This window comes from Microbacterium sp. NPDC097977 (genome assembly GCF_040302605.1).
Classification (GTDB): Bacteria; Actinomycetota; Actinomycetes; order Actinomycetales; family Microbacteriaceae; genus Microbacterium.
On sequence record NZ_JBEOUR010000012.1, the window covers coordinates 1 to 25,681 of the forward strand.

General features: G+C 70.7%; 25 protein-coding genes. 7 read left to right on the forward strand and 18 right to left on the reverse strand.

Going from position 1 to position 25,681, the window contains the following annotated elements:
• Positions 1 to 576 precede the first annotated feature (576 nt).
• From ABTZ43_RS04775 to ABTZ43_RS04805, 7 genes are all read right to left on the reverse strand, one after another.
• The gene (locus tag ABTZ43_RS04775) at positions 577 to 1,677 is read right to left on the reverse strand and encodes a glycerate kinase (RefSeq protein WP_350537992.1); all 1,101 of its coding nucleotides are present in this window, start codon (positions 1,675 to 1,677) and stop codon (positions 577 to 579) included.
• Positions 1,674 to 2,732, reverse strand: coding sequence for a LacI family DNA-binding transcriptional regulator (locus ABTZ43_RS04780; RefSeq protein WP_082539444.1), 1,059 nt, complete (start codon positions 2,730 to 2,732; stop codon positions 1,674 to 1,676). Before ABTZ43_RS04780 ends, ABTZ43_RS04775 begins: the two co-directional genes overlap by 4 nt.
• An 83-nt stretch (positions 2,733 to 2,815) precedes the next feature.
• Positions 2,816 to 3,589, reverse strand: coding sequence for a sugar phosphate isomerase/epimerase family protein (locus ABTZ43_RS04785; protein WP_350537993.1), 774 nt, complete (start codon positions 3,587 to 3,589; stop codon positions 2,816 to 2,818).
• A 217-nt stretch (positions 3,590 to 3,806) separates the two neighbouring features.
• A complete protein-coding gene (locus tag ABTZ43_RS04790; protein ID WP_350537994.1) occupies positions 3,807 to 4,670 on the reverse strand; it encodes a sugar phosphate isomerase/epimerase family protein in 864 nt (287 codons plus the stop codon).
• Positions 4,667 to 5,896, reverse strand: a complete 1,230-nt coding sequence (locus ABTZ43_RS04795) for a dihydrodipicolinate synthase family protein (RefSeq protein WP_350537995.1) — start codon at positions 5,894 to 5,896, stop codon at positions 4,667 to 4,669. The genes ABTZ43_RS04790 and ABTZ43_RS04795 overlap by 4 nt, the downstream gene beginning before the upstream one ends.
• 2 nt (positions 5,897 to 5,898) lie before the next feature.
• On the reverse strand, positions 5,899 to 7,062 hold the full coding sequence (locus ABTZ43_RS04800) for a Gfo/Idh/MocA family protein (RefSeq protein ID WP_350537996.1): 1,164 nt from the start codon (positions 7,060 to 7,062) through the stop codon (positions 5,899 to 5,901).
• A gap of 648 nt (positions 7,063 to 7,710) precedes the next feature.
• Positions 7,711 to 8,661: a LacI family DNA-binding transcriptional regulator gene (locus ABTZ43_RS04805; RefSeq protein WP_149422669.1), complete on the reverse strand. Its 951-nt coding sequence runs from the start codon at positions 8,659 to 8,661 to the stop codon at positions 7,711 to 7,713.
• Positions 8,662 to 8,804: 143 nt separating this feature from the next.
• Between ABTZ43_RS04805 and galT the strand changes: the two genes are divergently transcribed.
• The 3 genes from galT to galE are packed head-to-tail and all read left to right on the forward strand — an operon-like array spanning position 8,805 to position 12,258.
• On the forward strand, positions 8,805 to 10,052 hold the full coding sequence (gene galT / locus ABTZ43_RS04810) for a galactose-1-phosphate uridylyltransferase (protein ID WP_350537997.1): 1,248 nt from the start codon (positions 8,805 to 8,807) through the stop codon (positions 10,050 to 10,052).
• The gene (gene galK, locus ABTZ43_RS04815; RefSeq protein ID WP_350537998.1) at positions 10,049 to 11,245 is read left to right on the forward strand and encodes a galactokinase; all 1,197 of its coding nucleotides are present in this window, start codon (positions 10,049 to 10,051) and stop codon (positions 11,243 to 11,245) included. Before galT ends, galK begins: the two co-directional genes overlap by 4 nt.
• A 35-nt stretch (positions 11,246 to 11,280) precedes the next feature.
• The gene (galE, locus tag ABTZ43_RS04820; RefSeq protein ID WP_149422266.1) at positions 11,281 to 12,258 is read left to right on the forward strand and encodes a UDP-glucose 4-epimerase GalE; all 978 of its coding nucleotides are present in this window, start codon (positions 11,281 to 11,283) and stop codon (positions 12,256 to 12,258) included.
• A gap of 7 nt (positions 12,259 to 12,265) precedes the next feature.
• Here the strand turns inward: galE and ABTZ43_RS04825 are convergent, their stop codons facing one another.
• The 4 genes from ABTZ43_RS04825 to ABTZ43_RS04840 all read right to left on the reverse strand — a co-directional run bounded on the left by ABTZ43_RS04825 (position 12,266) and on the right by ABTZ43_RS04840 (position 17,186).
• Positions 12,266 to 13,591 (reverse strand): MFS transporter, encoded by a 1,326-nt coding sequence (locus ABTZ43_RS04825; protein ID WP_350537999.1) that lies wholly within the window; start codon positions 13,589 to 13,591, stop codon positions 12,266 to 12,268.
• Complete coding sequence (locus ABTZ43_RS04830; RefSeq protein ID WP_350538000.1) at positions 13,588 to 14,496, reverse strand: polysaccharide deacetylase family protein; 909 nt, start codon at positions 14,494 to 14,496, stop codon at positions 13,588 to 13,590. Before ABTZ43_RS04830 ends, ABTZ43_RS04825 begins: the two co-directional genes overlap by 4 nt.
• A complete protein-coding gene (locus ABTZ43_RS04835) occupies positions 14,493 to 15,632 on the reverse strand; it encodes an ROK family transcriptional regulator (RefSeq protein ID WP_253384443.1) in 1,140 nt (379 codons plus the stop codon). Before ABTZ43_RS04835 ends, ABTZ43_RS04830 begins: the two co-directional genes overlap by 4 nt.
• A gap of 120 nt (positions 15,633 to 15,752) precedes the next feature.
• Positions 15,753 to 17,186, reverse strand: a complete 1,434-nt coding sequence (locus ABTZ43_RS04840) for a gamma-aminobutyraldehyde dehydrogenase (RefSeq protein WP_350538001.1) — start codon at positions 17,184 to 17,186, stop codon at positions 15,753 to 15,755.
• 100 nt (positions 17,187 to 17,286) lie between these two features.
• On the opposite strand from ABTZ43_RS04840, the gene ABTZ43_RS04845 reads away from it, so the two are divergent.
• Genes ABTZ43_RS04845 through ABTZ43_RS04855 form a run of 3 tightly spaced genes read left to right on the forward strand, consistent with a single transcriptional unit; the run spans position 17,287 to position 19,533 of the window.
• A complete protein-coding gene (locus ABTZ43_RS04845; RefSeq protein WP_056415446.1) occupies positions 17,287 to 17,754 on the forward strand; it encodes an Lrp/AsnC family transcriptional regulator in 468 nt (155 codons plus the stop codon).
• Positions 17,755 to 17,782: 28 nt separating this feature from the next.
• Positions 17,783 to 19,189 carry an NAD(P)/FAD-dependent oxidoreductase gene (locus tag ABTZ43_RS04850; protein ID WP_350538002.1) on the forward strand — a complete coding sequence of 469 codons (1,407 nt, stop codon included), beginning with the start codon at positions 17,783 to 17,785 and terminating at the stop codon, positions 19,187 to 19,189.
• A complete protein-coding gene (locus ABTZ43_RS04855) occupies positions 19,186 to 19,533 on the forward strand; it encodes a cupin domain-containing protein (protein ID WP_350538003.1) in 348 nt (115 codons plus the stop codon). Before ABTZ43_RS04850 ends, ABTZ43_RS04855 begins: the two co-directional genes overlap by 4 nt.
• Positions 19,534 to 19,607: 74 nt before the next feature.
• Here the strand turns inward: ABTZ43_RS04855 and ABTZ43_RS04860 are convergent, their stop codons facing one another.
• The gene (locus ABTZ43_RS04860; RefSeq protein WP_350538004.1) at positions 19,608 to 19,928 is read right to left on the reverse strand and encodes a TraR/DksA family transcriptional regulator; all 321 of its coding nucleotides are present in this window, start codon (positions 19,926 to 19,928) and stop codon (positions 19,608 to 19,610) included.
• Between the two features lie 98 nt (positions 19,929 to 20,026).
• Positions 20,027 to 20,170: a hypothetical protein gene (locus tag ABTZ43_RS04865; RefSeq protein WP_162247461.1), complete on the reverse strand. Its 144-nt coding sequence runs from the start codon at positions 20,168 to 20,170 to the stop codon at positions 20,027 to 20,029.
• A 217-nt stretch (positions 20,171 to 20,387) separates the two neighbouring features.
• Here ABTZ43_RS04865 and ABTZ43_RS04870 point away from each other — a divergent pair, with 217 nt between their 5' ends.
• Positions 20,388 to 20,522 carry a hypothetical protein gene (locus ABTZ43_RS04870; protein WP_262492044.1) on the forward strand — a complete coding sequence of 45 codons (135 nt, stop codon included), beginning with the start codon at positions 20,388 to 20,390 and terminating at the stop codon, positions 20,520 to 20,522.
• A 91-nt stretch (positions 20,523 to 20,613) separates the two neighbouring features.
• Here the strand turns inward: ABTZ43_RS04870 and ABTZ43_RS04875 are convergent, their stop codons facing one another.
• From ABTZ43_RS04875 to lplAB, 5 genes are all read right to left on the reverse strand, one after another.
• A complete protein-coding gene (locus ABTZ43_RS04875; RefSeq protein ID WP_350538005.1) occupies positions 20,614 to 22,080 on the reverse strand; it encodes a carboxylesterase/lipase family protein in 1,467 nt (488 codons plus the stop codon).
• A gap of 34 nt (positions 22,081 to 22,114) precedes the next feature.
• A complete protein-coding gene (locus ABTZ43_RS04880) occupies positions 22,115 to 22,729 on the reverse strand; it encodes a hypothetical protein (RefSeq protein ID WP_350538006.1) in 615 nt (204 codons plus the stop codon).
• Positions 22,726 to 23,577 carry a hypothetical protein gene (locus ABTZ43_RS04885; protein ID WP_350538007.1) on the reverse strand — a complete coding sequence of 284 codons (852 nt, stop codon included), beginning with the start codon at positions 23,575 to 23,577 and terminating at the stop codon, positions 22,726 to 22,728. The genes ABTZ43_RS04880 and ABTZ43_RS04885 overlap by 4 nt, the downstream gene beginning before the upstream one ends.
• 80 nt (positions 23,578 to 23,657) lie before the next feature.
• Positions 23,658 to 24,647, reverse strand: a complete 990-nt coding sequence (locus ABTZ43_RS04890) for a DNA-methyltransferase (RefSeq protein WP_502885325.1) — start codon at positions 24,645 to 24,647, stop codon at positions 23,658 to 23,660.
• Positions 24,626 to 25,675, reverse strand: a complete 1,050-nt coding sequence (gene lplAB / locus ABTZ43_RS04895; protein ID WP_056415423.1) for a lipoate-protein ligase LplAB — start codon at positions 25,673 to 25,675, stop codon at positions 24,626 to 24,628. Before lplAB ends, ABTZ43_RS04890 begins: the two co-directional genes overlap by 22 nt.
• Positions 25,676 to 25,681 lie beyond the last annotated feature (6 nt).

A 25,681-nucleotide genomic window follows, 5' to 3' on the forward strand; every position in this document is an offset into this window, starting at 1 on the left:
ACGCGGGGTCAAAAACACACCCCGATAGGCCGATCCCGGTGCGAAAGTGACCCCGCCCGGCATCCGCGGTGCGAAAGTGACCCCGCCTGGCATCCGCGGGGCGAAGGTGGCCCCGCCTGGTGGGCGGGGCGAACGCCGGGCCGAAACGCTCCCGCGCAGCTCGCCGGCGGGGTCGACATCCACGCGGGGTCAAAAACACACCCCGATAGGCCGATCCCGGTGCGAAAGCGACCCCGCCCGGCATCCGCGGTGCGAAAGTGACCCCGCCTGGTGGGCGGGGGGAACGCCGGGCCGAAACGCTCCCGCACAGCTCGCCCGCGGGGGTCGAACTCCACGCGGGGTCAAAAACACACCCCGATAGGCCGATCCCGGTGCGAAAGTGACCCCGCCCGGCATCCGCGGTGCGAAAGTGACCCCGCCTGGCATCCCCGGTGCGAAAGTGACCCTGCCCAGCATCCCCGGTGCGAAAGTGACCCCGCCCGGCGGGACGGCAGCGAGCGGATGCCGGTACCCAGCAGGCGGGTGCGCCCGGATGCGGCACCCCGGATGCGGCACCCCGGATGCGGACGCGCCGGATCAGAGCGAGCGGGCGAGCACGGCGCCAGCCTCGCGCAACCACCGCGCAGGTTCGGCGAGCGCGGCGTCGGACGACCCCGCGAGGTCGGTCAACGACGCGGATGCCGCGAAGACCCCCGTGTCGGCGTCAGCGGTGATGCGTCCGGCAGCGAGCAGGGGCGTCACCCCGGCTTCGGTCGCGATGCCCGCGATGAACGAGGGCACCTTGCCGTCGCCGGACTGCCCGTCGTACGACCCTTCCCCTGTGATGACCACGTCGGCGTCGGAGATGGCATCCGCCAGTCCGATCAGCTCAGCCACCGCGGCCGCACCGGGAGCGAGGGTCGCCCCCCACACGACGAGTGCTCCCCCGGTTCCGCCGGCCGCACCCGTGCCTGCGAGCTGCGGGTCGAGGCCGAGCAGGGTCGCGAGGCGCGCGAGCGCGGCATCCACTCCGGCGATGTCGTCGGCGGCGAGCCCCTTCTGCGGGCCGAACACGGCAGCGGCTCCGCGAACGCCGGTGAACGGGTTGGTCACGTCGGTGAGCACCCGCACCTCGGGTGCGGCGCGCAGCCCCGACAGATCGACGGAGGCGATGTCGGCGAGTCCCCTCGCGCCGCGGGCGACCGGGCTCCCTCCCTCGTCGAGGAATCGGGCACCGAGGGCAGTCAGCATCCCGGTGCCTCCGTCTGTCGACGCACTGGACCCGATGCCGACCACCAGGCGCGAGACGCCGTGATCGAGGGCGGCGACGATCGCCTGCCCGAAACCGGTGGTGTCGGCGTCCCAGGGCCGCAGTTCCTCGAGCAGCTCGATCCCTGAGGTCGAGGCAAGATCGACGACGGCGGTGCCGCCGGGCGTCTCGCCGGTGGGCGGCAGCAGCAGCCAGCCCGTGTCGACGACGTGGCCCGTGGGGCCGTCGACCGCGACCGGCATCCTCCGAGCGCCCGGTACGGCAGCCGCGAACGCCGCCACGGTGCCCTCGCCGCCGTCGGCCATCGGCCGGTGCACGAACGTCGCGGAGGGATCGACCGACGCCCACCCCTCGGCGAGGGATGCCGCAGCATCAGCCGCCGTGATCGTGCCCTTGAAGCTGTCGGGCGCGAGGACCACTCGGGTCATCGGGTGAGGCCGGGGGTGCTCGCGCGCACGGTGACCTCGAGCGGCAGCGGCGCCTGCTCCCAGTCGGCGTCGACCGTCGCGCGGAAGGCCTGGTATCCGACCTCGCTGAGCGGCACGCGCACTGTCGTGAGCGCCGGGCTCACGTCGCTGCTGGAGGGCACGTCGTCGAAACCGCACACCGCGATGTCGGAGCCGATTTCGCGTCCTGCGTCGCGGATCGCCGCCATCGCGCCGATGGCCACGACGTCGCTCATGCCGAACACGAGGGTGCCAGGCTCGACGCCCTGCTCGAGGGCGTCGGACATCGCGCGGGCTCCCGACTCCCGTCGGAAGTCGCCCCGGAGCACGCGGTCGAGGCTCCCGCCGCCCGACTCGAAGCCGGCGCGGAAGCCGGCGAGACGCTCGTCGGAGGTCAGCACTCCCTCGGCGGCGCCGATCGCGATCGCCGAACGGTAGCCGAGTGACGCCATGCGCCGGCCGAGGGCTGCGGCGCCCGCGCGGTTGTCGATCTCGACGTGGCGGTTCTCGGCGCTGCCCGCTCCGAAGGTCACGACGCGTCCGCCGAAGCGCGCATACTCGGCGAGCTCACGGGCGGTGTCGGAATCGGTCGGCTCATCGGTGCGGGAGGCGGCGAGGATCAGTCCCTGGGGCCGCTGTCCGCGCAGGGCACGCACGATGCGCGCCTCGCGGGCCGGGTCGCGTTCGGTGATCGCGATCGTCACCACCAGTCCCTGCTCGTCGGCGCCGCGCGCGACTCCTGCGGCGATCAGACCGAAGTACGGGTCGGCGATGTCGGCCACGAGCAGGGCGATCACCGGCGAGCTGCCGCGGGCGGTCGCCTGCGCCGAGGCGTTGGCGGTGTATCCGAGTTCGGCGGCTGCCTGCTCCACACGCTCGCGGAAGGACTCCGCGACCTTGCGCTCCGACCCGTTGAGGACGCGGGATGCCGTCGCGAGCGAGACTCCCGCCTCGCGTGCCACATCGTGCAGGGTCGGCGCCGCCCCTCGGGAGTGGCGCGGCTGACGCGCGCGGGAAGGGCTTTCCTGCTGACTCATGCCCTGAGCATACTGCGGGGCGGGCTCCGCACCGGGGAGAGGACCGGTATCCCGCACCCGCGTGATCGCGGCGATGTCGGCCATCAGGTCGAGAGGTAGGAGCGCAGGGCCGCCGCCTCGCCGGGCAGCAGCGCGGGGTCGTCGTTCGGCACGAACTCGAGCAACGCCTCGCGGGGCGGCCTCGGGGCGGAGAGCGCCTCGGTGAAGAAGCGCGTCCAGAGGGCGTCCCGCGCCCGCAGCGGACGTCGTTCCTGCGCGGGCCACCACGAGAACACGTGCGCCGCACTGGTGTGCGCGGCGACCGCGCGGTACTCGGCGAGCACATCGTCGACACTCGCCGCGACCGTCGGCTGCCAGTAGGTGCTGAGCGCGGGGCTGGCCACCTCGGCGAGCAGGCGCAACGTCGTCGGCGCCGTGTCGGCGAGAGTGCCGGAGTGGAACTCCAGTGCGAGGGCGATGCCGCGTGCATCCGCCTCGTCCACCGCATCCTGCAGTCGGGCAACGGTCGATGCCCAGTGCGCGGGTGACGCCTCTGCCGACCCGCGCTCGCCGGCCCAGACGCGCACCCGATCGACGCCGAGCGCGGCCGCGGTGTCGAGGATCGGCGTGAGCGGTTCGTCTGCGCCCGCTCGGAAGTACGATCCGTACGAGCACGACGTCAACCCGGCATCCGTCATCGCCTGCCCCACGGCGGCTGCTCGCTCGACATCGCCCGCCGGCACGTGCACGTCGGCGCCCCACTCGATGACCTCGAGGCCCGCCTGCACCGCGAGTTCGATCACCCGTTCTGCAGTCAGCGACCGGAAGGTCACCGAGCACAGGCCAGGTCGGATCGTCCCCGTTCGGATCTTCGTCATACGGTCATCCTCTCAAGGGGCGGCACGCGGTCTCGGGGTCTGCCTGCAGGATCGAAGCACGGATGCAGGACCACACCGACGTCCTCATCCTGCATCCGTGCCCGCGTCCTGCAGACGAACGAGGGCAGACGAACGAGGGCAGACGAACGAGGGCAGAGACACGCGAACGAGGACGGACGGATGCCGGCCTCGAACACCGCGATCGGCCGCCCGTGCGTCACCTCAGGTGGGGCGAGACCGCGGCGCCGAACGCCTCGGCCGTGCGCCGCACGACGTTCTCGGGAGCATCCGCCCAGATGTCGGCGTGGAAGATCTCGACCTCGATGTCGCGGTCGTATCCGGTCTCGATCACCGCGCGCGTGAGCGAGCCGAAGTCGATCACGCCCTCCCCCGGGTAGTGACGAGACAGCAGCACGTCGGCGGCCAGCGGGGTCTTCCAGTCGCACACCTGGTAGGTCGCGATGCGGCCCTCTCGGCCGGCGCGCGCGATCTGGTCGAGCACCTGCGGATCCCACCAGATGTGGAACGTGTCGACGGCCGCCCCCACGACGTCGGCATCGAAGTCGGCGGCGATGTCGAGCGCCTGACCGAGGGTCGAGACGACGGCGCGGTCGGAGGCATACATCGGATGCAGTGGCTCGATCGCCAGCGCCACCCCCGCGGCCTTCGCGTCGGCCGCGAGCACGCCGATCGCATCGCGCACCCGCTCGCGCGCACCGATCAGGTCGCGCGAGCCCGCCGGAAGGCCACCGGCCACCAGCACGAGAACGGCGGTGGATCCGTCGGCCCCCGCGGCGGCGAGGGTCGCGGTCTCCTCGATCGCACGGCGGTTGTCGTCGAGGGCGGCGACGCGTTCCGGGCCGTCCGGCAGCGTGAAGAACCCGCCGCGGCAGTGGGTCGTGAAGCGCAGCCCCGAGTCGGCGAGCATGCGCGCGGCGACCTCGAGTCCGACCTCGTTCACGGGTTCGCGCCACAGACCGATCGCCTGGATGCCGGCATCCGCGGTCACCCGCAGTGCGGTCGCCAGGTCGGCGTGTTTGATGGTGGCCTGGTTGATCGACAGGCGAGGATCGACGGTCACCGTGCCACGCTCCCGGTGTCGACGCCGTTCAGGCGCAGCATCCCGTGCCAGCGCTCACGTGCGAGTTCGGGATTCTCCAACGCCAGCGAGGCGTTCGCGAGCTCGACGATGCGGCTGAGGTGCGGCAGGCTCCGTGCGGAATGCAGGCCGCCGACCATCTGGAACGCGGGCTGATGCCCGTTCAGCCAGGCGAGGAACGCGACACCCGTCTTGTAGTAGAAGGTCGGGGCCGCGAACACCTGACGGCTCAGTTCTTCGGTCGGCCCGAGGATCTCGAGGTAGCGTGCGGGGTCTCCGGCATCCAGAGCCTGGATCGCGGCGGACGCCACCGGCGTGATCGCCGCGAACGCGCCGAGCAGCGCGTCGGAGTGCCCCTCGCCCTGCCCCACCGTGTCACCGCCGATCAGGCCGACGTAGTTGAAGTCGTCGCCTGTGAACATGCGCACGCCCCGCGTCGAGTCCTGAGAGTGCAGCCGCTCGCGCACCGAGATCTCGGACTCGGCGTTCAGCAGGCTCATCTTCACGCCCGCGACCTTGTCGGGGTTCTCGGCGATGATATCGAGCAGCACAGCGGATGCCGCCTGCCAGTCATCCGGAGCGCCACCCAGACTCGACGAAGACGAAGTGAAGTAGCCGGCGAGCTCGGGGTCGAACGCCGGGCCGAGCCAGTGCAGCACGACGGGCACCGTGGCCGACTGCAGCACCGACCGGTAGACGCGACGATAGTCGTCGGCGTTCTCTGCGACGCGGGCGAGGTGGCGGGAGGCCATCAGCACGGGGCCGGCCCCCTGCTCCTCGGTGAAGTGCAGCTGTGCGGTGTAGGCGTCGATGACCTGGTCGAGCGAGATGTGCGACTCGGCGATGTGGTCGGTGTTGACGCCGACCACGACCGAGCCGCCCTCCTCGCGGGCGACCTCGGCGCTGCGAGCGATGAGCTCTCGGGTCGCAGCGGCATCCAGCCCCATGTTCCGCTGCGCGGTGTCCATGGCGTCTGCGACGCCGAGGCCCCAGGAGTACACGTTGCGACGGAATGCGAGGGTCGAATCCCAGTCGATGTCGGCGGGCTGACCCGGTGTGTTGTCGGCATGCACCTTCGGGACGACGTGCGCGGCGGCGTAGGCGACGCGGCTCTGCAGCGGGGCGGCGGGTCGCGTGTACCCGCCGCCCTCGCGCAGCTCGGCATCCGTCACCGCACCCGCGGCGTCGAGGAGTCGGAGCGTGCTCATGATCAGCCCAGCGTGAGCGGCGAGAGAGCGATCTTGCGGCCCTCGGCGCTGGAGGTCAGACCGGCCTCAGCGAACTGCACGCCACGCGCGCCGGACAGCAGGTCGAACGGGTACGTCGTGCCCTCGACGAACGAGACGAGGTACTCCTCCCACTGCTGACGGAACCCGTTGAGGAACACGTCGTTGGTGGGGATCTCCTGCCAGTCGGCGTCGTAGTCGTGCGAGTCCTCGAGGTCGGGGTTCCACACGGGCTTCGGCGTGGCGTTGCGGGGCTGGATCTTCGCGCCGAAGAGTCCGACGACCGCGGATCCGTGGGTGCCGTCGACCTGGAACTCGACGAGCTCGTCGCGGTTGACGCGCACGGTCCAGCTGGAGTTGATCTCGGCGACGATCCCGCCCTCGATCTCGAAGATGCCGTAGGCGGCATCTTCGGCGGTGGCGGTGTAGTGCTCGCCGTTCTCGTCCCAGCGGTCCGCGATGTGGACCGCGGCCTGGGCGTACACGCTCTTGACCTCGCCGAAGAGGTTCTCGAGCACGTAGTTCCAGTGCGGGAACATGTCGACGATGATGCCGCCGCCGTCTTCGGTGCGGTAGTTCCAGCTCGGGCGCTGCGCGGGCTGCCAGTCGCCCTCGAACACCCAGTAGCCGAACTCGCCGCGCACAGACAGGATGCGTCCGAAGAAACCGGAGTCGATGAGGCGCTTGAGCTTCTGCAGACCCGGGAGGTAGAGCTTGTCGTGCACGACGCCGGTCTTGACGCCGGCGACATCCGCGAGGCGCGCGAGCTCGAGGGCCTCGTCGAGCGACTCGGCCGTGGGCTTCTCGGTGTAGATCGCCTTGCCTGCCGCGATCGCCTTGCGCAGCGCCGACGCGCGCGCTTTCGTCACGAGGAAGTCGGCGTAGATCTCCCACTTCGGATCGGCCAGCGCTGCGTCGAGGTCGGTCGTGTAGTCCTCGATGCCGTGCTTCGCGGCGAGCTCGGCGAGCTTCGCCTCGTTGCGGCCGACGAGGATCGGCTTCACCGTGATGCGGGATCCGTCGGGCAGCTCGATGCCGCCCCCGTCACGGATCGCGAGGATCGACCGCACCAGGTGCTGCCGGTAGCCCATGCGCCCGGAGACGCCGTTCATGATGATCCCGATCTCGCGGGTCGTCGCCTGTGACATTGCTGATCCGTTCTCTCTATCTCCGTCGCCCGCGTCCTCCGCATGGAGGCCGCGCGGGTAAGCGCTTTCCGACAGCATGCCATGCCGTGGGGCCGGATGCAAGGACCGGTGGAAAACGCTCTCCTTCAGCGCGCCCCGCGCCGGAGATCCGCACGGGGCGAAAAGCATGCGCTCGCGAGGCGCGCTCGTGCTCGGAGTGCGTGGCAGGCGGGGCCACTTGCGCATCCCGCGCTCCCGGCGGGGCCACTTGCGCATCTGCCACGCCAGACGGGGCCACTTGCGCATCCGAAACTGCCGTTACCGATGCCGAACTGACCCCGACCACAGGCACGGTGCACTTTCGACCCCGCACCGCGGCAGCGACAGACGCGGCGGCGACAGATGCAGGGGATCGGGTGCGGGAGAACGGGCGCATCCCGCGCGCCAGGCGGGGCCACTTTCGCATCCGCCACGCCGTTCGGGGCCACTTACGCATCCAAAACTGGCGTTACCGATGCCGAACTGACCCCGACCACAGGCCCGGTTCACTTTCGACCCCGCACCGCGGCGGCGACAGACGCGACGGCGACAGATGCGACAGCGACAGACGCGACAGCGGCCGATGCGACACCGACGGACGCGAGAACGGATGCGGGCGCCGAGACCGGGTCAGCGGGTGCTGGCGCGCTCGACCAGGAGGGTCGGCACGACAGCGGATGCCTCGGCCCCGGGCGTCCCCTCGATCTCTGCGACGAGCAGGCCGACAGCGCGATGCGCGAGGGCTGTGAAGTCCTGCCGGATCGTCGTCAGCGGCGGGCGGTAGTTCGCGGCATCCGGCACATCGTCGAAGCCGATCACGCTGACGTCCTCCGGCACCCGACGCCCGGCGTCGGCGAGCGCCCGCAGCAGCCCCAGCGCCATCTGGTCGTTGGCACAGAAGACGGCGGATGCCGCGAGCAGCGCCTCGCCCGCGAGAAAGCCCGCCTCCGCGGTCCAGTCGCCGCGCACGATCGGCGGCGGCTCCACACCCGCGGCGACGAGGGTGTCGCGCCAGCCCCGCTCGCGCTCACCCGCGGCGAACGAGTCGGCGGGGCCCGCGAGATGGTGCACGGTCGGGTGCCCGATCTCGAGAAGACGCGCGGTCGCCGCGGCGGCCCCGCCGACATGATCGCTGTGCACGACGGCGAGGTCGGCGGTGGCCGGGGCATCGACCACGACGAGCCGGAGACCTGCGGGCCGGTCGGCCGCGGGAACGAGCGCCGACGCCTCGTTGAGCACGATCGCCCCGTCGACCTCCTGTTCCGAGAGGCGTTCGAACGCGTCCGCGACGCTGTCACCGGCCGTCACGAGCGTGAGCGCGTATCCGCGTTCGGCGGCCGCCTCGGCGGTGGCCTGCAGCATCCGCGAGTTGCCGACCGTGGCGAGCGTGGTGACGACGAGACCGATGGTCTGCGAGCGCCCGGTGCGCAGCGCGCGCGCCGCACGGTGGGGCCGATATCCGAGCTCGGCCATCGCGGTCTCGACACGCTCACGTGTGGCGGGATCGACCCGCGGACTGTCGTTGACGACGCGCGAGACGGTCTGTCCCGACACGCCCGCGCGAGACGCGACCATCGCCATCGAGACGCGGCCCGATGCGGGGCGGCGCCGGCGGCGAGCATCCGGCGCGCGCAGCGGATCGTCGTCCATCCCGCCCACCCCCGCCTCGCGCTCACAACTCCGCAGTGTTGACGTTACCACGGCCCTGTGCGTACCATGTTTACGTGAACACGCACGAATTGCCTGAGTTGCGAATTGAGTCCCTCTCGGCGGGGATCACCAAGCGCGCGACGACCCTCGCCGACGGCCGCGAACTGATCTACTTCGACGACCCCGGCACGACGCTCGGCGCCGAGCGCGCTGTCGACTCCCGCACGCTCGACCCGCGCGGCGCCACCGCCACGATGCGCCTCGACGTGCTGACCGGAGACTGGATCACGGTCGCCGCGAACCGTCAGAACCGCGTCATGATGCCCAGCGCCGACGCCGACCCGCTGGCACCGCAGTCTGCGACGAACCCGTCGGAGGTGCCGTCGATGTACGACGTCGCCGTGTTCGAGAACCGCTCCCCCGCGTTCGGCCCCGCGCTGGCCGAGGCGATCGGCTCCGCCCCCGAGGCGTCCAACGCCCCGCGTGGCCTCGACGATCTCGCGGCCCTCGGACTCGGGCGCACGCGCACCTCGGTCGGTCGGTGCGAGGTCGTGTGCTTCAGCCCCGAGCACACCGGATCCTTCGGCACGCAGTCCGTCACCCGCGCGCGCACGGTCATCGAGGCCTGGGCCGACCGCACCGCCGCCCTCTCGCAGCTCCCCGGCATCGAGCAGATCTTCCCGTTCGAGAACCGCGGTGAGGCGATCGGCGTCACGCTGCCGCATCCGCACGGTCAGATCTACGCCTACCCGTACGTCACACCCCGCACCACGAGAGTGCTCGACTCGATCGACCGCACCGCCCCCGACCTGTTCCAGCACATCCTCGAGTCCGAGCAGGCCTCGGAGCGGGTCGTGTTCCGCGGCGAGCACTGGACCGCCTTCGTGCCCTTCGCCGCGCGGTGGCCTCTCGAGGTGCACCTGATGCCGCACCGCCACGTCCCGGACTTCGCCGAGACGACCGAGGCCGAGCGCGACGAGCTCGCGCCCCTCTACCTGCGCCTGCTGCGTGGCGTCGATGCGCTCTACGACACCCCGACCCCGTACATCGCCGCGTGGCACCAGGCCCCCGTCCACGTGGGGCGCGACAGCGTGCGCCTGCACCTGCAGCTGACCAGCCCCCGCCGGGCCGCCGACAAGCTCAAGTTCCTCGCCGGATCCGAGGCCGCGATGTGGGCGTGGGCCGCCGAGGTCACCCCCGAGCAGGGCGCCGCCCGCATCCGCGAGGCGATCGCGAAGGCCGACGCCGCACACGGCGACGCACCCCGCACCGCAGACACCGCACCGACCGCAGCCGACCACGCAGACGAGGCCTCCGCATGACCACCACCCAGGACACCGCGCGCGCACTCTTCGCCGACCTCACCGGCCGCACCCCCGAGGGCGTCTGGTCGGCCCCCGGCCGCGTGAATCTGATCGGCGAGCACACCGACTACAACGACGGCTTCGTGCTGCCCTTCGCGATCCCGCATCGCACGGTCGCCGCCGTCGGCCGGCGCGACGACCGCCGCATCCGCGTCGCGTCGACCTTCGCCGACGAGCCGGTGGAGGTGTCACTCGACGACCTCGACGACCTGTTCCCGACCCCGACCGGCACCGCCCCGCGTGTGCCGGAGTGGGCCGCCTACCCGCTCGGCGTCGCCTGGGCGCTGCGTCAGGCCGACGGGATCTCAGCCTCGGCCGCCGCCGGCACGGGACTCGACATCGCGATCGCCTCCGACGTGCCGGTCGGCGCAGGGCTCTCGTCGTCGGCCGCGATCGAGGGTGCGACGGCATCCGCCCTGAACGACCTCTGGGATGCCGGACTCGACCGCATCGCCCTCGCCCGCGTCGGCCGCACGGCCGAGAACGAGGCCGTCGGCGCCCCGACCGGCATCATGGATCAGATGGCCTCGATGCTCGGCGAGCCGGATGCCGCGATCTTCCTCGACTGCCGCTCGCTCGATGCGAACCTCGTGCCCGTCGGGATCGCCGAGGCCGGTCTTGCGATCCTCGTGATGGACACGCGCGTCAAGCACGCCCACTCCACGGGCGGCTACGGCGAGCGCCGCGCCGCGTGCGAGCGGGGAGCCGCCATCATGGGCGTGCCGAGCCTGAGAGATGTCGCGGTCGGCGACCTGCCGCGTGCAGAGGAGCTCATGGACGACGTGACGTTCCGCCGCGTGCGGCACGTGGTCACCGAGAACCAGCGCGTGCTCGACACCGTCCGCGTGCTGCGCGAAGACGGTGCCCGTGCGATCGGCGACCTGCTCGTGGCCTCGCACGCCTCGATGCGCGATGACTTCGAGATCTCGGTGCCCGAGCTCGACACAGCGGTCGAAGCAGCCCTCGCCGCCGGCGCGATCGGCGCACGCATGACCGGCGGCGGTTTCGGCGGCGCCGCGATCGCGCTGATCGAGCAGGATGCCGTGCAGCAGGTGACGCACGCCGTGACCGCCGCGTTCGCCGCGTCCGGGTTCACCGCCCCCGTGATCTTCACCGTCACGCCGGCGGCGGGCGCGCACCGCGACTCCTGAGATACTGAACACTTCCCCACCCTGAGGAGCACACCATGTCCTGGATCGTGACCGGCGGCGCCGGCTACATCGGCTCGCACGTCGTTCGCGCACTGGCGGATGCCGGGCTCACACCCGTCATCCTCGACGACCTCTCGAGCGGGGTCGCCTCGTTCGTGCCCGAGGGCGTGGCCTTCGTGCAGGGCAGCATCCTCGATCGCGCGCTCGTCGAGAAGACGCTGCGCGATCACGACGCCGAGGGCGTCATTCACGTCGCGGGATACAAGTACGCCGGCGTCTCGGTGCAGCGGCCGCTGCACACCTACGCGCAGAACGTCGAGGGCACCCGCGTGATCCTCGAGGCGATGGATGCCGCGGGCGTCGCGAACATCGTGTTCTCCTCGTCGGCCGCCGTGTTCGGCACGCCCGATACGGCGCTCGTCGTCGAAGACACCGCCAAGAAGCCGGCGAGCCCGTACGGCGAGTCGAAGCTCATCGGCGAGTGGCTGCTGCGCGACCAGGCGATCGCGACCGCCGACTCCGATGCCCCGCTGCGTCACACCTCGCTGCGGTACTTCAACGTCGTCGGGTCCGCCGATCCGACCGTCTACGACGTGAGCCCGCACAACCTCTTCCCGATCGTGTTCGAGAAGCTGATCGCGGGCGAGACTCCGCGCATCAACGGCGACGACTACGACACCGAGGACGGCACCAACGTGCGCGACTACGTGCATGTCGGCGACATCGCCGCCGCGCACGTCGCGGCTGCGAAGCGTCTCGCCGGCGGCGAGCCGATCGAGGCCGCGTACAACCTCGGCTCGGGCGACGGCCTCAGCGTGAAGCAGATCATGGACGCGGTCGCCCGCGTCACCGGCATCGACTTCACCCCCGAGATCGGCCCCCGGCGCCCGGGAGACCCCGACCGCATCGTCGCCACCGGCGAGCTCGCTGCCCGCGACCTCGACTGGAAGATGCGGTACACGGTCGACGAGATGGTGCGCACCGGCTGGGAGGCGCGTCAGGCCGCGTCCTGACGTCGGATCAGAGGTCGCGCGTGCGGATGGGGTAGAGCCAGAAGCACAGCCACGCCAGCGCGGCGAAGACGAGCGGGATCACCGCGACCATGACGCGGATCCCGCCGTCGACGGCCTCGGGCTGCGCATCGCCGAGCGACGCGTCGAACCCCGACGAAGTGAGCACCGCCGCGGCGACGACGGCCTGCAGCACCACCGAACCGCGCACGACGAAGCCGTTGACCCCGAAGTACGCGCCCTCGCGGCGATGGCCGGTGCGCACCGCATCCTCGTCGATGATCTGGGCGAGCACGACCTCGAGCAGCTGCAGCAGCCCGCCGACCCCGACGCCGACCGCCACCCCGATCAGCGCGGCCGCCGTCACGCTCGAGGGCAGCAGGTAGCCGAGCACCGCGAGGCCGAAGACCGCGACGCTCCACAGCAGCGCCGTGCGCGGTGACGTGCGACGCACGACCGCGCTCCACAGCACGATCGACGGGATCGCGGTCACGAAGATCGCCCCCAGCAGCAGACTCCCCTCGCCCTCGGCGGCACCCAGCGAGTACCGCACGTAGAAGGGGACCGCGGCGAGGATGACGGCGATCGCGGTCTGGATGAAGAGCGAACCGAGCACATACGGCACGAACGCGCGGTTGGCGAACGTGTACGTCAGCTGGTCGCGCCAGCGCATGGCCTCTGAGCCCGTCTCGGGCACGTCGCGCTCGATCATCCCGCCGAGGAACGACACGACGAGCAGCACGAGGCAGACCCCGGCGAGCACGAGAGCCATGCCCGACCAGCCGATCCAGCCGTAGAGCCGGGGCGCCCCGGCCGTTCCCAGCACGATGCCCACGATCGCGAAGATCTGCCGAGGCACGTTGCCGCGCGCCCGCTCCTCCGTGGTCCTGAAGATCTCGGGGAACAGCGCCGAGATGTTCAGCACCACCACCACGAACGCGATGTCGTAGACCGCGACGACCACCAGGAACCAGACGATCAGCCCTGCGGCGGGCAGCGGCGGCGGCATCCAGACCAGGGCGAAGGCGACGACGAGCGGGACGATGCCGAGACCGATCCACGGGATGCGCCGGCCCCAGGGAGTGCGGATGCGGTCGGACAGCGCCCCGACGAGCGGATTGAGAACGGCGTTGAGGATGCCGTGGGCGATCATCGCCGCCGCCACCCAGGTCGGCTCGACACCGAGGTGCGCGACGTAGAAGTAGACGACGAACGCCGAGAACGTCTGCGTCATGAGCTGCGTCGGGAACCCGGAGGCCCCGAACGCGACGGACTGCCCCCTCGTCGGCGCGGAATGCAGGCGCCGGTCGCGCAGTCCCGCGCGCAGCGAGGTCATGGGCGAGGGCTCCGCTGCAGGTCGCGCAGCGCGCGCCATCCGATCCTGACCAGTCCCTCATCGGCGATCGCCTGCAGCACCGCGGGGTCCGACAGCAGACGCAGCTCGTGACCGCGCTTGACGGCACCGAAGTCGACCACCGCGCGCAGCTCGTCGTCGTCGACCATCGGATGCAGGTAGATCTCGGTCACCCCGGCGGGTACCGCGCGCAGCAGGGCGATGAGGCCGTCGCGCACCTGCTCGTACGACTCGTCGGGCGCGGCGTCGAACGGATGGCTCCACAGCCGGTCGATGATCTCGACGCCGAGTGCGTCGGCGGCGCCGGCCGCCTCGGTGAGCTTGGCCTGCAGCGCGGCATCGTCGGCCGTGCCCTCCATGCTCCGCGGGAGTCGGAACGGCAGGCCGTGCTGCGCCGCGAGGGGGAGCACCTGCGCGAGGAAGTCGCGACCGGTGAGCAGTCCGTAGACCGACCCCATGTGGTTGTCGAGGTGGGTGACGTCGACCCCCGCATCCAGCGCGCCCTGCAGCTGAGCGGCGACCTCCGCCGCCACGTCGGCATCGGAGGCCCGCTGCTCGATCGAGAGCACGTCGGCCGGGAAGCACCCCGCGGCGTCGACCAGGCTCGTGCCGGTCCCGGTGAGCGGACGCCACCGGTAGTCGGTCCATTCGCTCGTGAGCACGAGATGCACGCCGACGTCGAGGTCGGTCCGCGCCGCGGCGAAGGCCAGCGCCTCGGGAGCCCACGCGCACGGGATCATCACCGTGGTCGAATCGATGTGCCCGGCGCTGAGCAGTCCGGTGATGGCCGTGTTGGCCGCGTGGCACATCCCGAAGTCGTCGGCGTTGATGATGATGGCACGGGCGCCCGGTGCGAGGCCGAGGCGATCGGCCAGATCGGAGATCACCGGCGGCTCCGCTCTGATCCGGGAAGAAGGCGGGAGAAGACCGTCGCCCGCAGCGCCGCGGCCGCTTCGCCGACGGCACCGACGAGCGGGGCCTCCGGCCCGAACGACGAGGCGAGGATGCTCAGCGGCAGCCGCGGGGCGAGGTCCTCGGCGGCCCTCGCGGTCGCCTCGACCATCGCGGGATGCGCGGCGGATCCGCTGAGGATGAACGCCTGGGGATCGAGCACGAGCGCGATCGTCCCGGCGATCAGTGTGAGCCGTCGGCCCATCTCGGTCGCCATCGCGAGCGCTCCCCTGTCGCCGTCGCTCGCGGCGTCGAGGTGCTGATCGATCGTCAGCTCGGGGTCGCGCCCGTGGGCGAGGGCGAGATCGCGCACCACGTCGTCGCCGAGCACGGGGGCGCCGATCGGCACCGGGGTCTGTGGCAGGTACATGACCTCGCCCGCCACCCCCGAGAAGCCGCGGTGCAGCCGGCCGTCGATGACGATCCCGGCTCCGAGCCCCTCGTCGAGCAGCAGCAGGGCGAAACTGTCGAGGTCGGCACCGGTGCCCGAGGTCAGCTCGGCGAGAGCGGCCAGATTGACGTCGTTCTCGACACGCACCGGGCACCCGAGCCTGGTCGACAGCGCGTTCTTGAACGCGCCCCCGTCGGGACCCTGATCGTCACGGATGCCGCCGTCGGCGGTCACGATCCCGGGGATCCCGACGACCGCCAGCTGCACGGTCGCACCCACCGCACGACGGCACGCGTCCACGAGTCCGGCGATGTGATCCACCCGGTCGCCACGGATCGGGAAGGGCGCGTGGTTCTCGGCGCGCACCGCACCGGTGGGATCGACGAGCACGACGTGCGCGGCATGGACGTCGACGTGCACCGCGGCGGCGACCCCGAGCTGCGGATGCAGAGCGACGCGTCCGGCAGCGGGTCCCCGGGTCTCGCGATCCACGCCGGCCGGTGCGACCGCGGTCGCACTCTCGAGCATCCGCAGCACCTGGGTCACCGCGGTGCGCGACAGCCCCGTCTCGGTCATCAGCTCGGTGCGGGTCAGTGGCCCCCGACGCGCGAGCGTCTCGAGGATCGCACGCCCGTTGAGCGTGCGCAGCAGGCCCTGCGGACCTGCGAGCGGTCGTGCCATGGATCCCCCCGGAGTCGGCGTCCGCCCCAGCATGACACATCGCGTCTCACCGGCGCACGCCCGATCGCGGGCGCAGAACGGCCCTCCGCCGAGACGCCGGGCCCCGGACGCGGGACCCGCTCAGTCCAGCGCCGACATCACGTGCTTGATGCGCGTGTAGTCGTCGAAGCCGTACTGCGAGAGGTCCTTGCCGTAGCCGGAGTGCTTGAATCCGCCGTGCGGCATGTCCGACACGAACGGGATGTGGGTGTTGATCCACACGCATCCGAAGTCGAGGTCGCGCGAGAAGCGCATCGCACGGGCGTGATCGGTCGTCCACACCGACGACGCCAGCGCGTACGGCACGTCGTTCGCCATCTCGAGCGCCTGCTCGGCGGTCTCGAAGGACTGCACGGTCAGCACGGGTCCGAAGATCTCACCCTGCACCGCCTCGTCGTCCTGGTGCAGCCCCGAGACGATCGTCGCCTCGAAGAAGTACCCCGTGTCGCCCTGTCGCGACCCGCCGGTCTCGATCGTGGCGTGCGCGGGCAGCCGCTCGATGAATCCCTGCACCTGGGCGAGCTGCGCGGCGCTGCTGAGCGGCCCGTAGAGCACGCCCTTCTCGTGGGGACCGCCGGTGCGGGCATCCGTCTTCGCCTTCTCGACGAGCGCCGCGACGAACTCGTCGTGCACCGAGGAGTGGACGAGCACCCGGGTGGCCGCGGTGCAGTCCTGTCCGGCGTTGAAGAAGGCTCCCGTGACGATGCCGGATGCCGCCTTGTCGAGGTCCGCATCGGGGAACACGATCGCCGGCGCCTTGCCGCCGAGTTCCAGATGCACGCGCTTGACGTCGTCCGCCGCCGACCGCGCGACCGCCATCCCGGCGCGCACGGACCCGGTGATCGCCACCATCTGCGGCGTCGGATGCTCGACCAGCGCCACCCCGGTGTCGCGGTCGCCGAGCACCACGTTGAGCGTGCCCGCGGGGGTGTGCAGCGCGACGATCTCGGCCAGCAGAAGCGTGGTCAGCGGCGTCGACTCGGCGGGTTTGAGCACCACCGTGTTGCCCGCGGCGAGCGCGGGGGCGATCTTCCACACGGCCATGTTCAGCGGGTAGTTCCACGGGGTGACCTGGCCGATCACACCGATCGGCTCGCGGCGCACGAACGACGTGTGCCCGGCGAGGTACTCCCCCGCGGCGCGCCCCTCGAGGCTGCGCGCGGCACCGGCGAAGAAGCGCAGCTGGTCGATCGACTGCAGGATCTCGTCGTCGACGAGGGTCGCCCTGGGCTTGCCGGTATCCTTCGACTCCAGGTCGGCGAACTCCTCGGCTCGCGCCTGCATCGCGTCGGCGATGCGGAACAGGGCGAGCTGGCGGTCGGCGGGGGTGGTGTCGCGCCAGATCGGGAACGCCGCAGCGGCCGCGGCATACGCGGCATCGACATCGGAGGTGTCGGAGACGGGCAGCTCGCCGTAGCTCTGCTCGGTCGCGGGGTCGATGAGCGGCATCCGCCCCTGTCCCGAGACGGCCACGTATCGACCGCCGATGAAGTTCTGGAGGAGTTCTGTCGCCATGACCGCCATGCTAGCGACGCGCTTGCGAATACAGAAGAGTCTCTTGATCTGGGCGATGGAATCAGTTGCCAAGGTGCACTCGTCCTGTCAATATCGACACATGAGTGCGACGCCGAAGCAGCCGGTCCTTGATGACATCTCGAAACGGATCGTCGAGCTGCTGCAGGAGGACGGACGCCGACCGTACGCCGAGATCGGTCGAGAGGTCGGACTCAGCGAGGCGGCGGCACGCCAGCGGGTGCAGCGGATGACCGAGGCCGGGATCATCCAGATCGTCGCCGTCACCGATCCGATGCAGCTCGGGTTCCACCGCATGTCGATGATCGGCATCCGCGTCACCGGCGATCCGCGGCTGATCGCCGAGGAACTCACGAAGATCACCGAGCTCGCGTACGTCGTCGTCACGCTCGGCACCTTCGACATCCTCGTCGAGGCGGTGTGCGAGAGCGACGCCGATCTGCTCGACCTCATCGCCACTCGCATCCGCACGATCCCCGGGGTCGCGCACACCGAGAGCCTGCTGTACGCGGGGCTCTACAAGGACCTCTACAACTGGGGCACGCGCTGAGGCGCGGGCCCGGAAACCGGGAGTGACCATGGGAACCACCGTCTTCGAGCGTCGCCTTCCCGCGCCGGTCGCGATCGAACGGTCGTTGCGCGACACCGTCCTCGACGTGTTCTGGCTCGACGATGTGGAGCGCCCCGAGCACCCCGCCCTGTCGGGCACCGTCACCGCCGACCTCGCGATCGTCGGCGGCGGCTATGCCGGGCTGTGGACCGCCGTCCGCGCCAAGGAGCGCGACCCCGATCGCCGCGTCGTGCTGCTCGAGGCCTCGCGCATCGCGTGGGCGGCCTCCGGTCGCAACGGCGGCTTCTGCGAGGCGAGCCTCACCCACGGACACGAGAACGGCCTGACGCGCTGGCCCGACGAGATCGACCGCCTCGAGGAGCTCGGACGCGAGAATCTCGACGGCATCGAGCAGACCGTGTCGCGCTACTCCCTCGACGTGGACTTCGAGCGCACCGGCCAGCTCGCGGTGGCCGTCGAACCGCACCAGGTCGAGTGGCTGCGCGAGGAGGAGGGGTTCCTCGACCGCGACGCCGTGCAGGCCGAGGTGCACTCCGACACGTTCCTCGCCGGCGCCTGGGATCGCGAGGGCTCCGCCCTCGTGCACCCCGCCAAGCTCGGACTCGAGCTCGCGCGGGTCGCGGTGGAGCTGGGCGTCGAGATCTACGAGCACTCGCTCGTGCGGGCACTCGAGGGTGACGGCGCGGGCCCCGTCACCCTCGTCACGCGCGGGGGTGGGCGGGTCGTCGCGGATGCCGTCGCGCTCGGCACGAACGTGTTCCCGTCGCTGCTGAAGCGCAACAGGCTCATGACGGTGCCGGTGTACGACTACGTGCTGATGACCGAGCCGCTGACCGATGACCAGCTCGCGTCCATCGGGTGGTCGAACCGCCAGGGCCTCGCCGACAGCGCCAACCAGTTCCACTACTACCGGCTCACAGCCGACAACCGCATCCTGTTCGGCGGCTACGACGCCGTCTACCACTTCGGCGGCAAGGTGCGGCCCGAGTACGAGGACCGCATGGAGAGCCACCGCAAGCTCGCCTCGCACTTCTTCACGACGTTCCCGCAGCTCGAGGGGCTGCGCTTCACGCACCGCTGGGCCGGGGCGATCGACTCGTCGAGTCGCTTCTGCGCGTTCTTCGGCACCGCCCGCAGGGGCCGGGTCGCCTACGCCACCGGATTCACCGGCCTGGGTGTCGGCGCCGCACGATTCGCCGCGGACGTGATGCTCGACAAGCTCTCGGGTGAGCCGACAGAGCGCACCGAGCTCGCCATGGTGCGCGAGAAGCCGCTCCCCTTCCCTCCCGAGCCCCTCGCCTCGATCGGCGTCAATCTCGTGCGCGCGGCGATGGACAGGGCCGATCACAACGAGGGCCGGCGCAACCTGTTCCTCAAGACGCTGGATGCCGTGGGCATGGGATTCGACTCGTGAGCGCGCTCGCGCCCGGCGAGGCAGTGGATGCCGCGGCCCTGCCGCTCGTGCACGCGTCCCTGCCTGTCGACGAGGTGATCCTCGGCCGGCCGACCACCGCCGCGCATGCTCTGACGGCGGTCGGCGACGTCGAGGTCGGCATCTGGGAGATGACGCCGGGCACGGCATCCGACACCGAGGTCGACGAAGTCTTCGTCGTGCTCGCCGGCCACGCCCGGATCGAGTTCGTCGACCCGCCGCTGCCCGCGATCGAGGTGGACGCAGGCTCGGTCGTGCGCCTGGCCGAGGGCCAGCGCACCGTGTGGACCGTCACCGAGACGCTGCGCAAGATCTACATCGCCTGAGGGCGAGGCGGGCGGCGTGCCCCCTCGCACGCCGCCCGCCGGACGCTCGTCGGGCGTTCGCCGGACGCTCGGGATCAGGCCGCGTCGACGAGACTCTGGCACCCGATGCAGGCGGACGCCTGGGGCAGCACCTCGAGACGGGCGGGCGCGATCGGCTCTCCGCATCGCCCGCAGAGCCCGTAGGTACCCGCGGCGACCCGTTCCAGCGCATCGGTGAGCTGACGGATCACGGCGCGGTGCGACGCCGCGGTCTGATACGCCACCGGGTCGACGGTCGGGAGCGCGCGCGGTTCGAGCTCGCGCAGAACCGTCTCGCGATCGCGGAGAAGGCTCTCGAGTCGAGAGGCGATCTCCGCGGACGGCGGGAGATCGGCGACGGGAGTGAGATCGGGCATGGCTGCTCCTTGCAGGCGGAAGGACGCCGCAGGCGCGGCGTCTCGGGTGGGGTGTCGCAACGGCCGGGATCAGCGGTCGACGCGGTCGCGGCGGGGGATCAGAAGGAGATCGGCAGTCCGCGGAGGGCGATCAGCCGAGGCGGAAGAACCTCGTGCCGGGCACCGGCGATGTCGACCGCTGTCGTCACCACGGAAGCGTCGCGAAGACGCTCACTGCGCGGGAGAACGGTCGATATCGTCATGTGCATCATGATAGCCGGATGCCCGGAAAAAGCAATTTCGGTAAAACCCGGACGTGGCGGATCGTGCATTTATCGATGACGCGATGCGTAAATGTCCCAGCGTGGACAGCGGCGCGGAGTGAGGAGAAAATAACCTCGTCAGAGGCGATTTGATTTCCTGCACCGGCGGGCTATGGTCAGAGGACGCACGCCAGCCACGAGGGGAAGCGAGTTTCTCATGTCCGCAAAGACACCACACGTCCGAGGGTCGAAAAAGGCCCCGCAAATGACCATCAAGGAAAAGCGCGCTGCAAAACGCGAAAAGCGTGAGCCGGAGGAATTCCTGAAACCGCGCAAGGCGGCCGCCCGCTGACCCGACCACCGTTCGATCATGCCGATGGCCGGCCGCACACACCTCCGGGAGCGGCCGGCCATCGGCCGCGGTGCCTCGGCGACGGAACGCCTCAGATCAGAGCGCGCACGGACGCGTACGCATCGGCGACGTCGCGGGTCTGCACGTCGTAGACCCGCACGGTGCCGGCATCGCCCTCGTGCCTCGGCCACCCCGGGTCTGCGGTGGTGACGAACGCGACGGCCGCGCCGTGCAGGTCGTCGGCGAGGGTCTGCGGCGGGTTCGGCCCGGCCAGCGCCTCCATCGACGGCCCGTCGAGGCAGTCGAAGAAGAACGGCACGTCGAGGCAGTGCTCGGCGAAGCCGAAGTGACCGGACGGCCAGGAGAACCGGTAAAGCCAGGTGGGCGCGTCCGCCCTGTCTGCGGCGATGCGCGGCACGGTGCGGCGGAACATCCGGTCGGTGAGCACACGCCCCGCGAGACGCGCCTTGCCGAGACGCGCGATGTCGGCGTTCGCCGCGAGATACTCGGCACGGATGCTCCGGGGCAGCCCGAGCCGGTTCAACAGCACCGACTGCGGCACCCACCGCAGCGCTGTCGCGGCTTTGCCCGTGAACGCCATGGTGAACTCGTCGTCGGCCGCCCCGATCACGAGCGGCTTGTCGGCGCCGACGCCGGCGCGCAGCGACTCGCGGGTCGGCCGTGTGAGAAGATCTCCATCGATCGCCGGCCCGAGCGGAAGCCCATCGTCGATCACGGTCGCCATCGACGACGGCCCGAGCTGGGTCGCCTTCTTCTGCAGTGCGAGCAGACGATCCTCCGCCACCGTCGCGAAGCCGGCCACCGTGGGCTCGACGCCGGCCGCAGCCGCGAGCGCCCGTCCGAACGCCTCGGCCCTCGCGGGCGCGACGTCGCCGAGCGCACCCGAGATCGCGTAGACACCGTGGAACAGGTGCTGTGCCGCCTCCATCCCGAGCAGAGTGAGCACCGCCCCTCCCCCGGCGGACTGCCCGGCGATGGTCACCCGGCCGGGGTCACCTCCGAACGCGGCGATGTTCTGCTGCACCCACTCGAGCGCGAGCAGCCAGTCGCGCACCCCGCGGTTCGACGGGGCATCGGCTATCCACCCGAAGCCGTCGAATCCGAGCCGGTACGAGATCGAGACGGTGACGACGCCATCTCGATTGAAGTTGCGCCCGTCGTACCAGGGGCTCGCGGGAGACCCGGCGAAGTATCCGCCGCCGTGGATCCAGACGAGCACCGGGAGACCTGCAGCCGTCGGATCGGGGGTGAAGACGTTGACGTTCAGCGTCGAGTCGCCCTCGACACTCGGCTCGGGAATGAGCGTCACTCCGGGGTCTCCGCGTTGCGCGGTGGCGGCGAACTCGAGCGCATCGAGCACGCCCTCCCACGGCGCCTTCGGCACCGGCGCCTGGAATCGCAGATCGCCGGTGGGCGCCTCCGCGAACGGGATGCCGAGGAATGCCGCCGAGCGCGAGGCCCCGCGCCCTCCGGTGGTCGGGCGCCAGCGCCCTCGGACCCGCCCCGCGGCGGTCTGCACGTCGACGTACTCGGTCATGCCCCTCACACTCTCACGGCGGGGGTCCGACAGACTACGGCACGGGCCGCGCGGCGACGATGATCCTCGGCTCCACGTATCCGGCCTTCTCCAGCTGTGCGGTGATCTCGGCGCTGTACGCGTCGAGGTCACGACCGTCCAGCACACTGATGTCGCCGAACACGGCGGCCGCCTGCACCTGGAACGTCTCGTCGAACTGCACCCCCGGGTCTGCCAGGGTGTCGAGCCACACCTGCACCGCCGCGAAGTAGCGGTCGGCGCGCGCGGGGTCGTATCCCCGCCATTCGAGTGTGGTCGACCCTGCCACGGCTCCCTGCTGCCCGGACCCCTGTTGCGTGTGACTCAGAAGCAGGCGCACCGGCATGGTGCCCAGGGGCGACTCCTCGACGATCGGCAGCGCCTGCTCGAGGAACGCCCGCGTCTCGGCATACGACATGTCGCCCAGGCGGGCCTCGAGCACGATCCCGTCGAAGGACGACCTGACCTGCACGTCGTCGGGGGCGGAGTCGAGCTCGTTCACCGCTTCTGCCACCGGCTCGGCGAAGGATTCCGAACGCTCGTCGGGGGTCGCGTACTGCGGCGCACAGCCCGTCAGCAGCAGCGCGGCGACGGCGGCCGCGGCGGCGATGGCCGCGATCCGGCGGCTCATTCGGCCACTCCGTACAGCGTGGTCTTGGAGTCCTTCGGAAGCGCGGATCTGTTGGTGTGGATCACATTCACGGCGGGGCCGAGCACCCCTCTGTCCGTGAGCACCGCCATGATCTGCGCCGTCTGCTCGGCGGTGAGGTCGGTGTCTCCGACGAGAGAGACCCAGGTCTCGTCGGGAGTGAGGCTCACTCTGGCGCTCGTCAGGCAGTCCAGACTCGCCAGCTCCTCGCTCGGTTCGATCCACGCGTCTCCGAGATCGGCGCGACCCGCCTTGTTCGAGATCGAGGCGTGATCGACGGACGCGTACAGCGACGGCGGAGCATCGGAGTAGGGCGGTTCGCTCACGGCCTGCTCGATCGCGCCGTAGGCCTCGGCCAGCGTCTTTCCTGCTTCTCCCTGACCCTCCGAGAACACCGCCAGGGTTCCGGGTCCCGCCCCCTCGGAGGCGGTGACATAACTGACCTCGGTGAAGCCGTCGTCGAGGAATCTTGCCCACAGACGGACGTCGTCCTCGAAGCGGTCGGGGTCGTCGTACGTGGACGTCGTGAACGTCGTGTTCACGTAGGGGTCACCCGGGTACACGGCGACGATCTCGAGGTCGCGCGGGCGGTCCTCGCCCATCCCGTCGACGATGTCGCGCACCCCGAGCGCCGTCGTCACGATCTCGTCCTCCGGCGCATCGGGGTCGATCTGCACGAAGTGCTCGTACGGCGCGACGAGAACGCCGGAAACCTTCTCGACGTCGAGCATCGCATCGACCGACGCGGGATCCGCGTCGCCCTCCTGCCCTGCACAGCCCACCAGTGTCACCGCGAGCGCGATGACGACCACCCCCCGGATACGTCGCATGCGTCGAGCCTATCCGGCACCCTCGACGCTCCAGGACCACCGCTTCGGCCGCATCGGCCGTGCGGCGGCAGACCTGCGTGCTACTCGTCGAAGGCTGCGACCTCGGCGTGCGGCATCCGCACGGTCATCACGCGCACGGCTTCGGGGTTGTCGTCGACCAGCACCGCATCCCGCCCGAGCGCCGACGCGACGGCCCCGGTCGTGCCGCTGCCGGCGAAGAGGTCGAGCACGCGGTCTCCCGGTCGGCTCGACGCGCGCACGATGCGCCGAAGGATGCCCTCGGGCTTCTGGGTCGGGTACCCGGTCTTCTCGCGCCCGGTCGTCGGCACGATCGTGTGCCACCACACGTCGGTGGGCAGCTTGCCCCTGGCGGCTTTCTCGGGTGTGACGAGACCCGGTGCCATGTACGGCTCGCGGTCGATGTCGTCGGAGTTGAAGACGTACTCGCGCGGGTTCTTCACATAGACGAGGATCGTGTCGTGCTTGGTCGGCCAGCGACGGCGCGACTTGGCGCCGTAGTCGTACGCCCAGATGAGCTCATTGAGAAAGCAGTCACGGCCGAACACCGCGTCGAGCATGACCTTGGCGTAGTGCGCCTCGCGGTAGTCGAGATGCAGGTACAGCGTGCCGTCGTCGGCGAGCAGCCGCCACGCCTGCTCGAGTCGCGGCATCAGGAACGCACCGTAGTCGTCGAAGCGGTCGTCGTAGGCGCGCAGCATCCCGCGGACCCGCTCGTAGGCGTGCCCGTGGAACCCGTACCGCACCTCGGACGGCGGCGTCGCCGGTTCCGTTCTCCGCACGGCCGAGTCTGCCGCGGCGTCGGTCCCGTGAGACTCCGTGACCGCGGCCCCCTCGGCATCCGGCTCCTGCTGAATCGTGACCGAGCGGCGGGCGGTGACCACCTGACGCTCCTGCGTACGACCCGTGTTGAACGGCGGATCGAGGTACACCAGCGTGAACGACGCCGACGGCAGCGACGCGGCGACGGCCAGGTTGTCGCCCTGGATGATCGAGACCGCGCCGGGGGCGTCCGGCCCGGGCTGCGCGGTCACGGAACGCGGTGCAGCCACGCCTCGGTGGCGAACTTCGACTCCACCAGCGCCTCGGCCGCGGCGTACTCGTCGGCCGTGATCTCCCCCGTCTCCGCGTCGGTGAGCGAGCGGAAGGTCTCGATGAAGCGCTCGATGATCTCCTCGCGCGTGAGACCGGTCTGCCGACGCAGCGGGTCGACCCGCTTGGCCGCCGACGTGGTGCCCTTGTCGCTGAGCTTCTCGCGTCCGATGCGCAGCACCTCGGTCATGATCTGACCGTCGAGGTCGTACGAGAGCGAGGCGTGGTGCAGCACTCCTCCGTTGGCGAGGCGCTTCTGCGCGGCGCCGCCGATCTTGCCCGAGGGGCTCGCGATGTCGTTGAGCGGCTGGTACACCGCGTCGATGCCCACCGAGCGCAGCGCGTGCAGCACCCAGTCGTCGAGGAACGCGTACGAGTCGGCGAAGGTCATGCCCTGCACGAGGGATGCCGGCACGTACAGCGAGTACGTGATGATCTGCCCTGCGGGGATGAGCATCGCTCCACCGCCGGAGATGCGACGCACCACGTCGAAACCGTGCCGGGCCGCCCCCTCGGGGTCGACCTCGTTGCGGTACGACTGGAACGAGCCGATCACCACGGCCGATCCGTCCCATTCCCAGATGCGCAGGGTCGGGCGGCGACGGCCCTCGCCGACGCGCGAGGTCAGGACCTCGTCGAGGGCGAGGTTCATCTGGGGCGAGACCGCCTTGTCGTGCACGATCTCCCAGTCGAAGTCACGCCAGCCCGGGGCCGTCACGAGAGCACGGCGAACCGTGGTGCCGACCGACTCCGGCGTGAAGCCGAGCAGCTGCGCGCCCTCGGGCAGGGCAGCACGCACGGCGGCCGCGATCGTCGAGGCATCCGTCTCGACGGGCAGCCCGTTCACGGCGTCGTTGATCGCGTCGAGCGCGGTGTCCGGTTCGAGGAAGAAGTCACCCGCCAGGCGGAACTCCGCGATCCTGCCGTCGTCGACCTCGAGGTCGACGACGACGAGCTTGCCCCCTGGGACCTTGTATTCTCCGTGCACGAGTAC

Coding starts and splice junctions, on each gene's coding strand:
- ABTZ43_RS04775 (WP_350537992.1), bottom strand. CDS start 1,677: ATGACCCGAGTGGTCCTCGCGCCCGACAGCTTCAAGGGCACGATCACG.
- ABTZ43_RS04780 (WP_082539444.1), bottom strand. CDS start 2,732: ATGAGTCAGCAGGAAAGCCCTTCCCGCGCGCGTCAGCCGCGCCACTCC.
- ABTZ43_RS04785 (WP_350537993.1), bottom strand. CDS start 3,589: ATGACGAAGATCCGAACGGGGACGATCCGACCTGGCCTGTGCTCGGTG.
- ABTZ43_RS04795 (WP_350537995.1), bottom strand. CDS start 5,896: ATGAGCACGCTCCGACTCCTCGACGCCGCGGGTGCGGTGACGGATGCC.
- ABTZ43_RS04800 (WP_350537996.1), bottom strand. CDS start 7,062: ATGTCACAGGCGACGACCCGCGAGATCGGGATCATCATGAACGGCGTC.
- ABTZ43_RS04805 (WP_149422669.1), bottom strand. CDS start 8,661: ATGGCGATGGTCGCGTCTCGCGCGGGCGTGTCGGGACAGACCGTCTCG.
- galK (WP_350537998.1), top strand. CDS start 10,049: ATGACCACCACCCAGGACACCGCGCGCGCACTCTTCGCCGACCTCACC.
- galE (WP_149422266.1), top strand. CDS start 11,281: ATGTCCTGGATCGTGACCGGCGGCGCCGGCTACATCGGCTCGCACGTC.
- ABTZ43_RS04825 (WP_350537999.1), bottom strand. CDS start 13,591: ATGACCTCGCTGCGCGCGGGACTGCGCGACCGGCGCCTGCATTCCGCG.
- ABTZ43_RS04835 (WP_253384443.1), bottom strand. CDS start 15,632: ATGGCACGACCGCTCGCAGGTCCGCAGGGCCTGCTGCGCACGCTCAAC.
- ABTZ43_RS04840 (WP_350538001.1), bottom strand. CDS start 17,186: ATGGCGACAGAACTCCTCCAGAACTTCATCGGCGGTCGATACGTGGCC.
- ABTZ43_RS04845 (WP_056415446.1), top strand. CDS start 17,287: ATGAGTGCGACGCCGAAGCAGCCGGTCCTTGATGACATCTCGAAACGG.
- ABTZ43_RS04850 (WP_350538002.1), top strand. CDS start 17,783: ATGGGAACCACCGTCTTCGAGCGTCGCCTTCCCGCGCCGGTCGCGATC.
- ABTZ43_RS04860 (WP_350538004.1), bottom strand. CDS start 19,928: ATGCCCGATCTCACTCCCGTCGCCGATCTCCCGCCGTCCGCGGAGATC.
- ABTZ43_RS04865 (WP_162247461.1), bottom strand. CDS start 20,170: ATGACGATATCGACCGTTCTCCCGCGCAGTGAGCGTCTTCGCGACGCT.
- ABTZ43_RS04870 (WP_262492044.1), top strand. CDS start 20,388: ATGTCCGCAAAGACACCACACGTCCGAGGGTCGAAAAAGGCCCCGCAA.
- ABTZ43_RS04875 (WP_350538005.1), bottom strand. CDS start 22,080: ATGACCGAGTACGTCGACGTGCAGACCGCCGCGGGGCGGGTCCGAGGG.
- ABTZ43_RS04880 (WP_350538006.1), bottom strand. CDS start 22,729: ATGAGCCGCCGGATCGCGGCCATCGCCGCCGCGGCCGCCGTCGCCGCG.
- ABTZ43_RS04885 (WP_350538007.1), bottom strand. CDS start 23,577: ATGCGACGTATCCGGGGGGTGGTCGTCATCGCGCTCGCGGTGACACTG.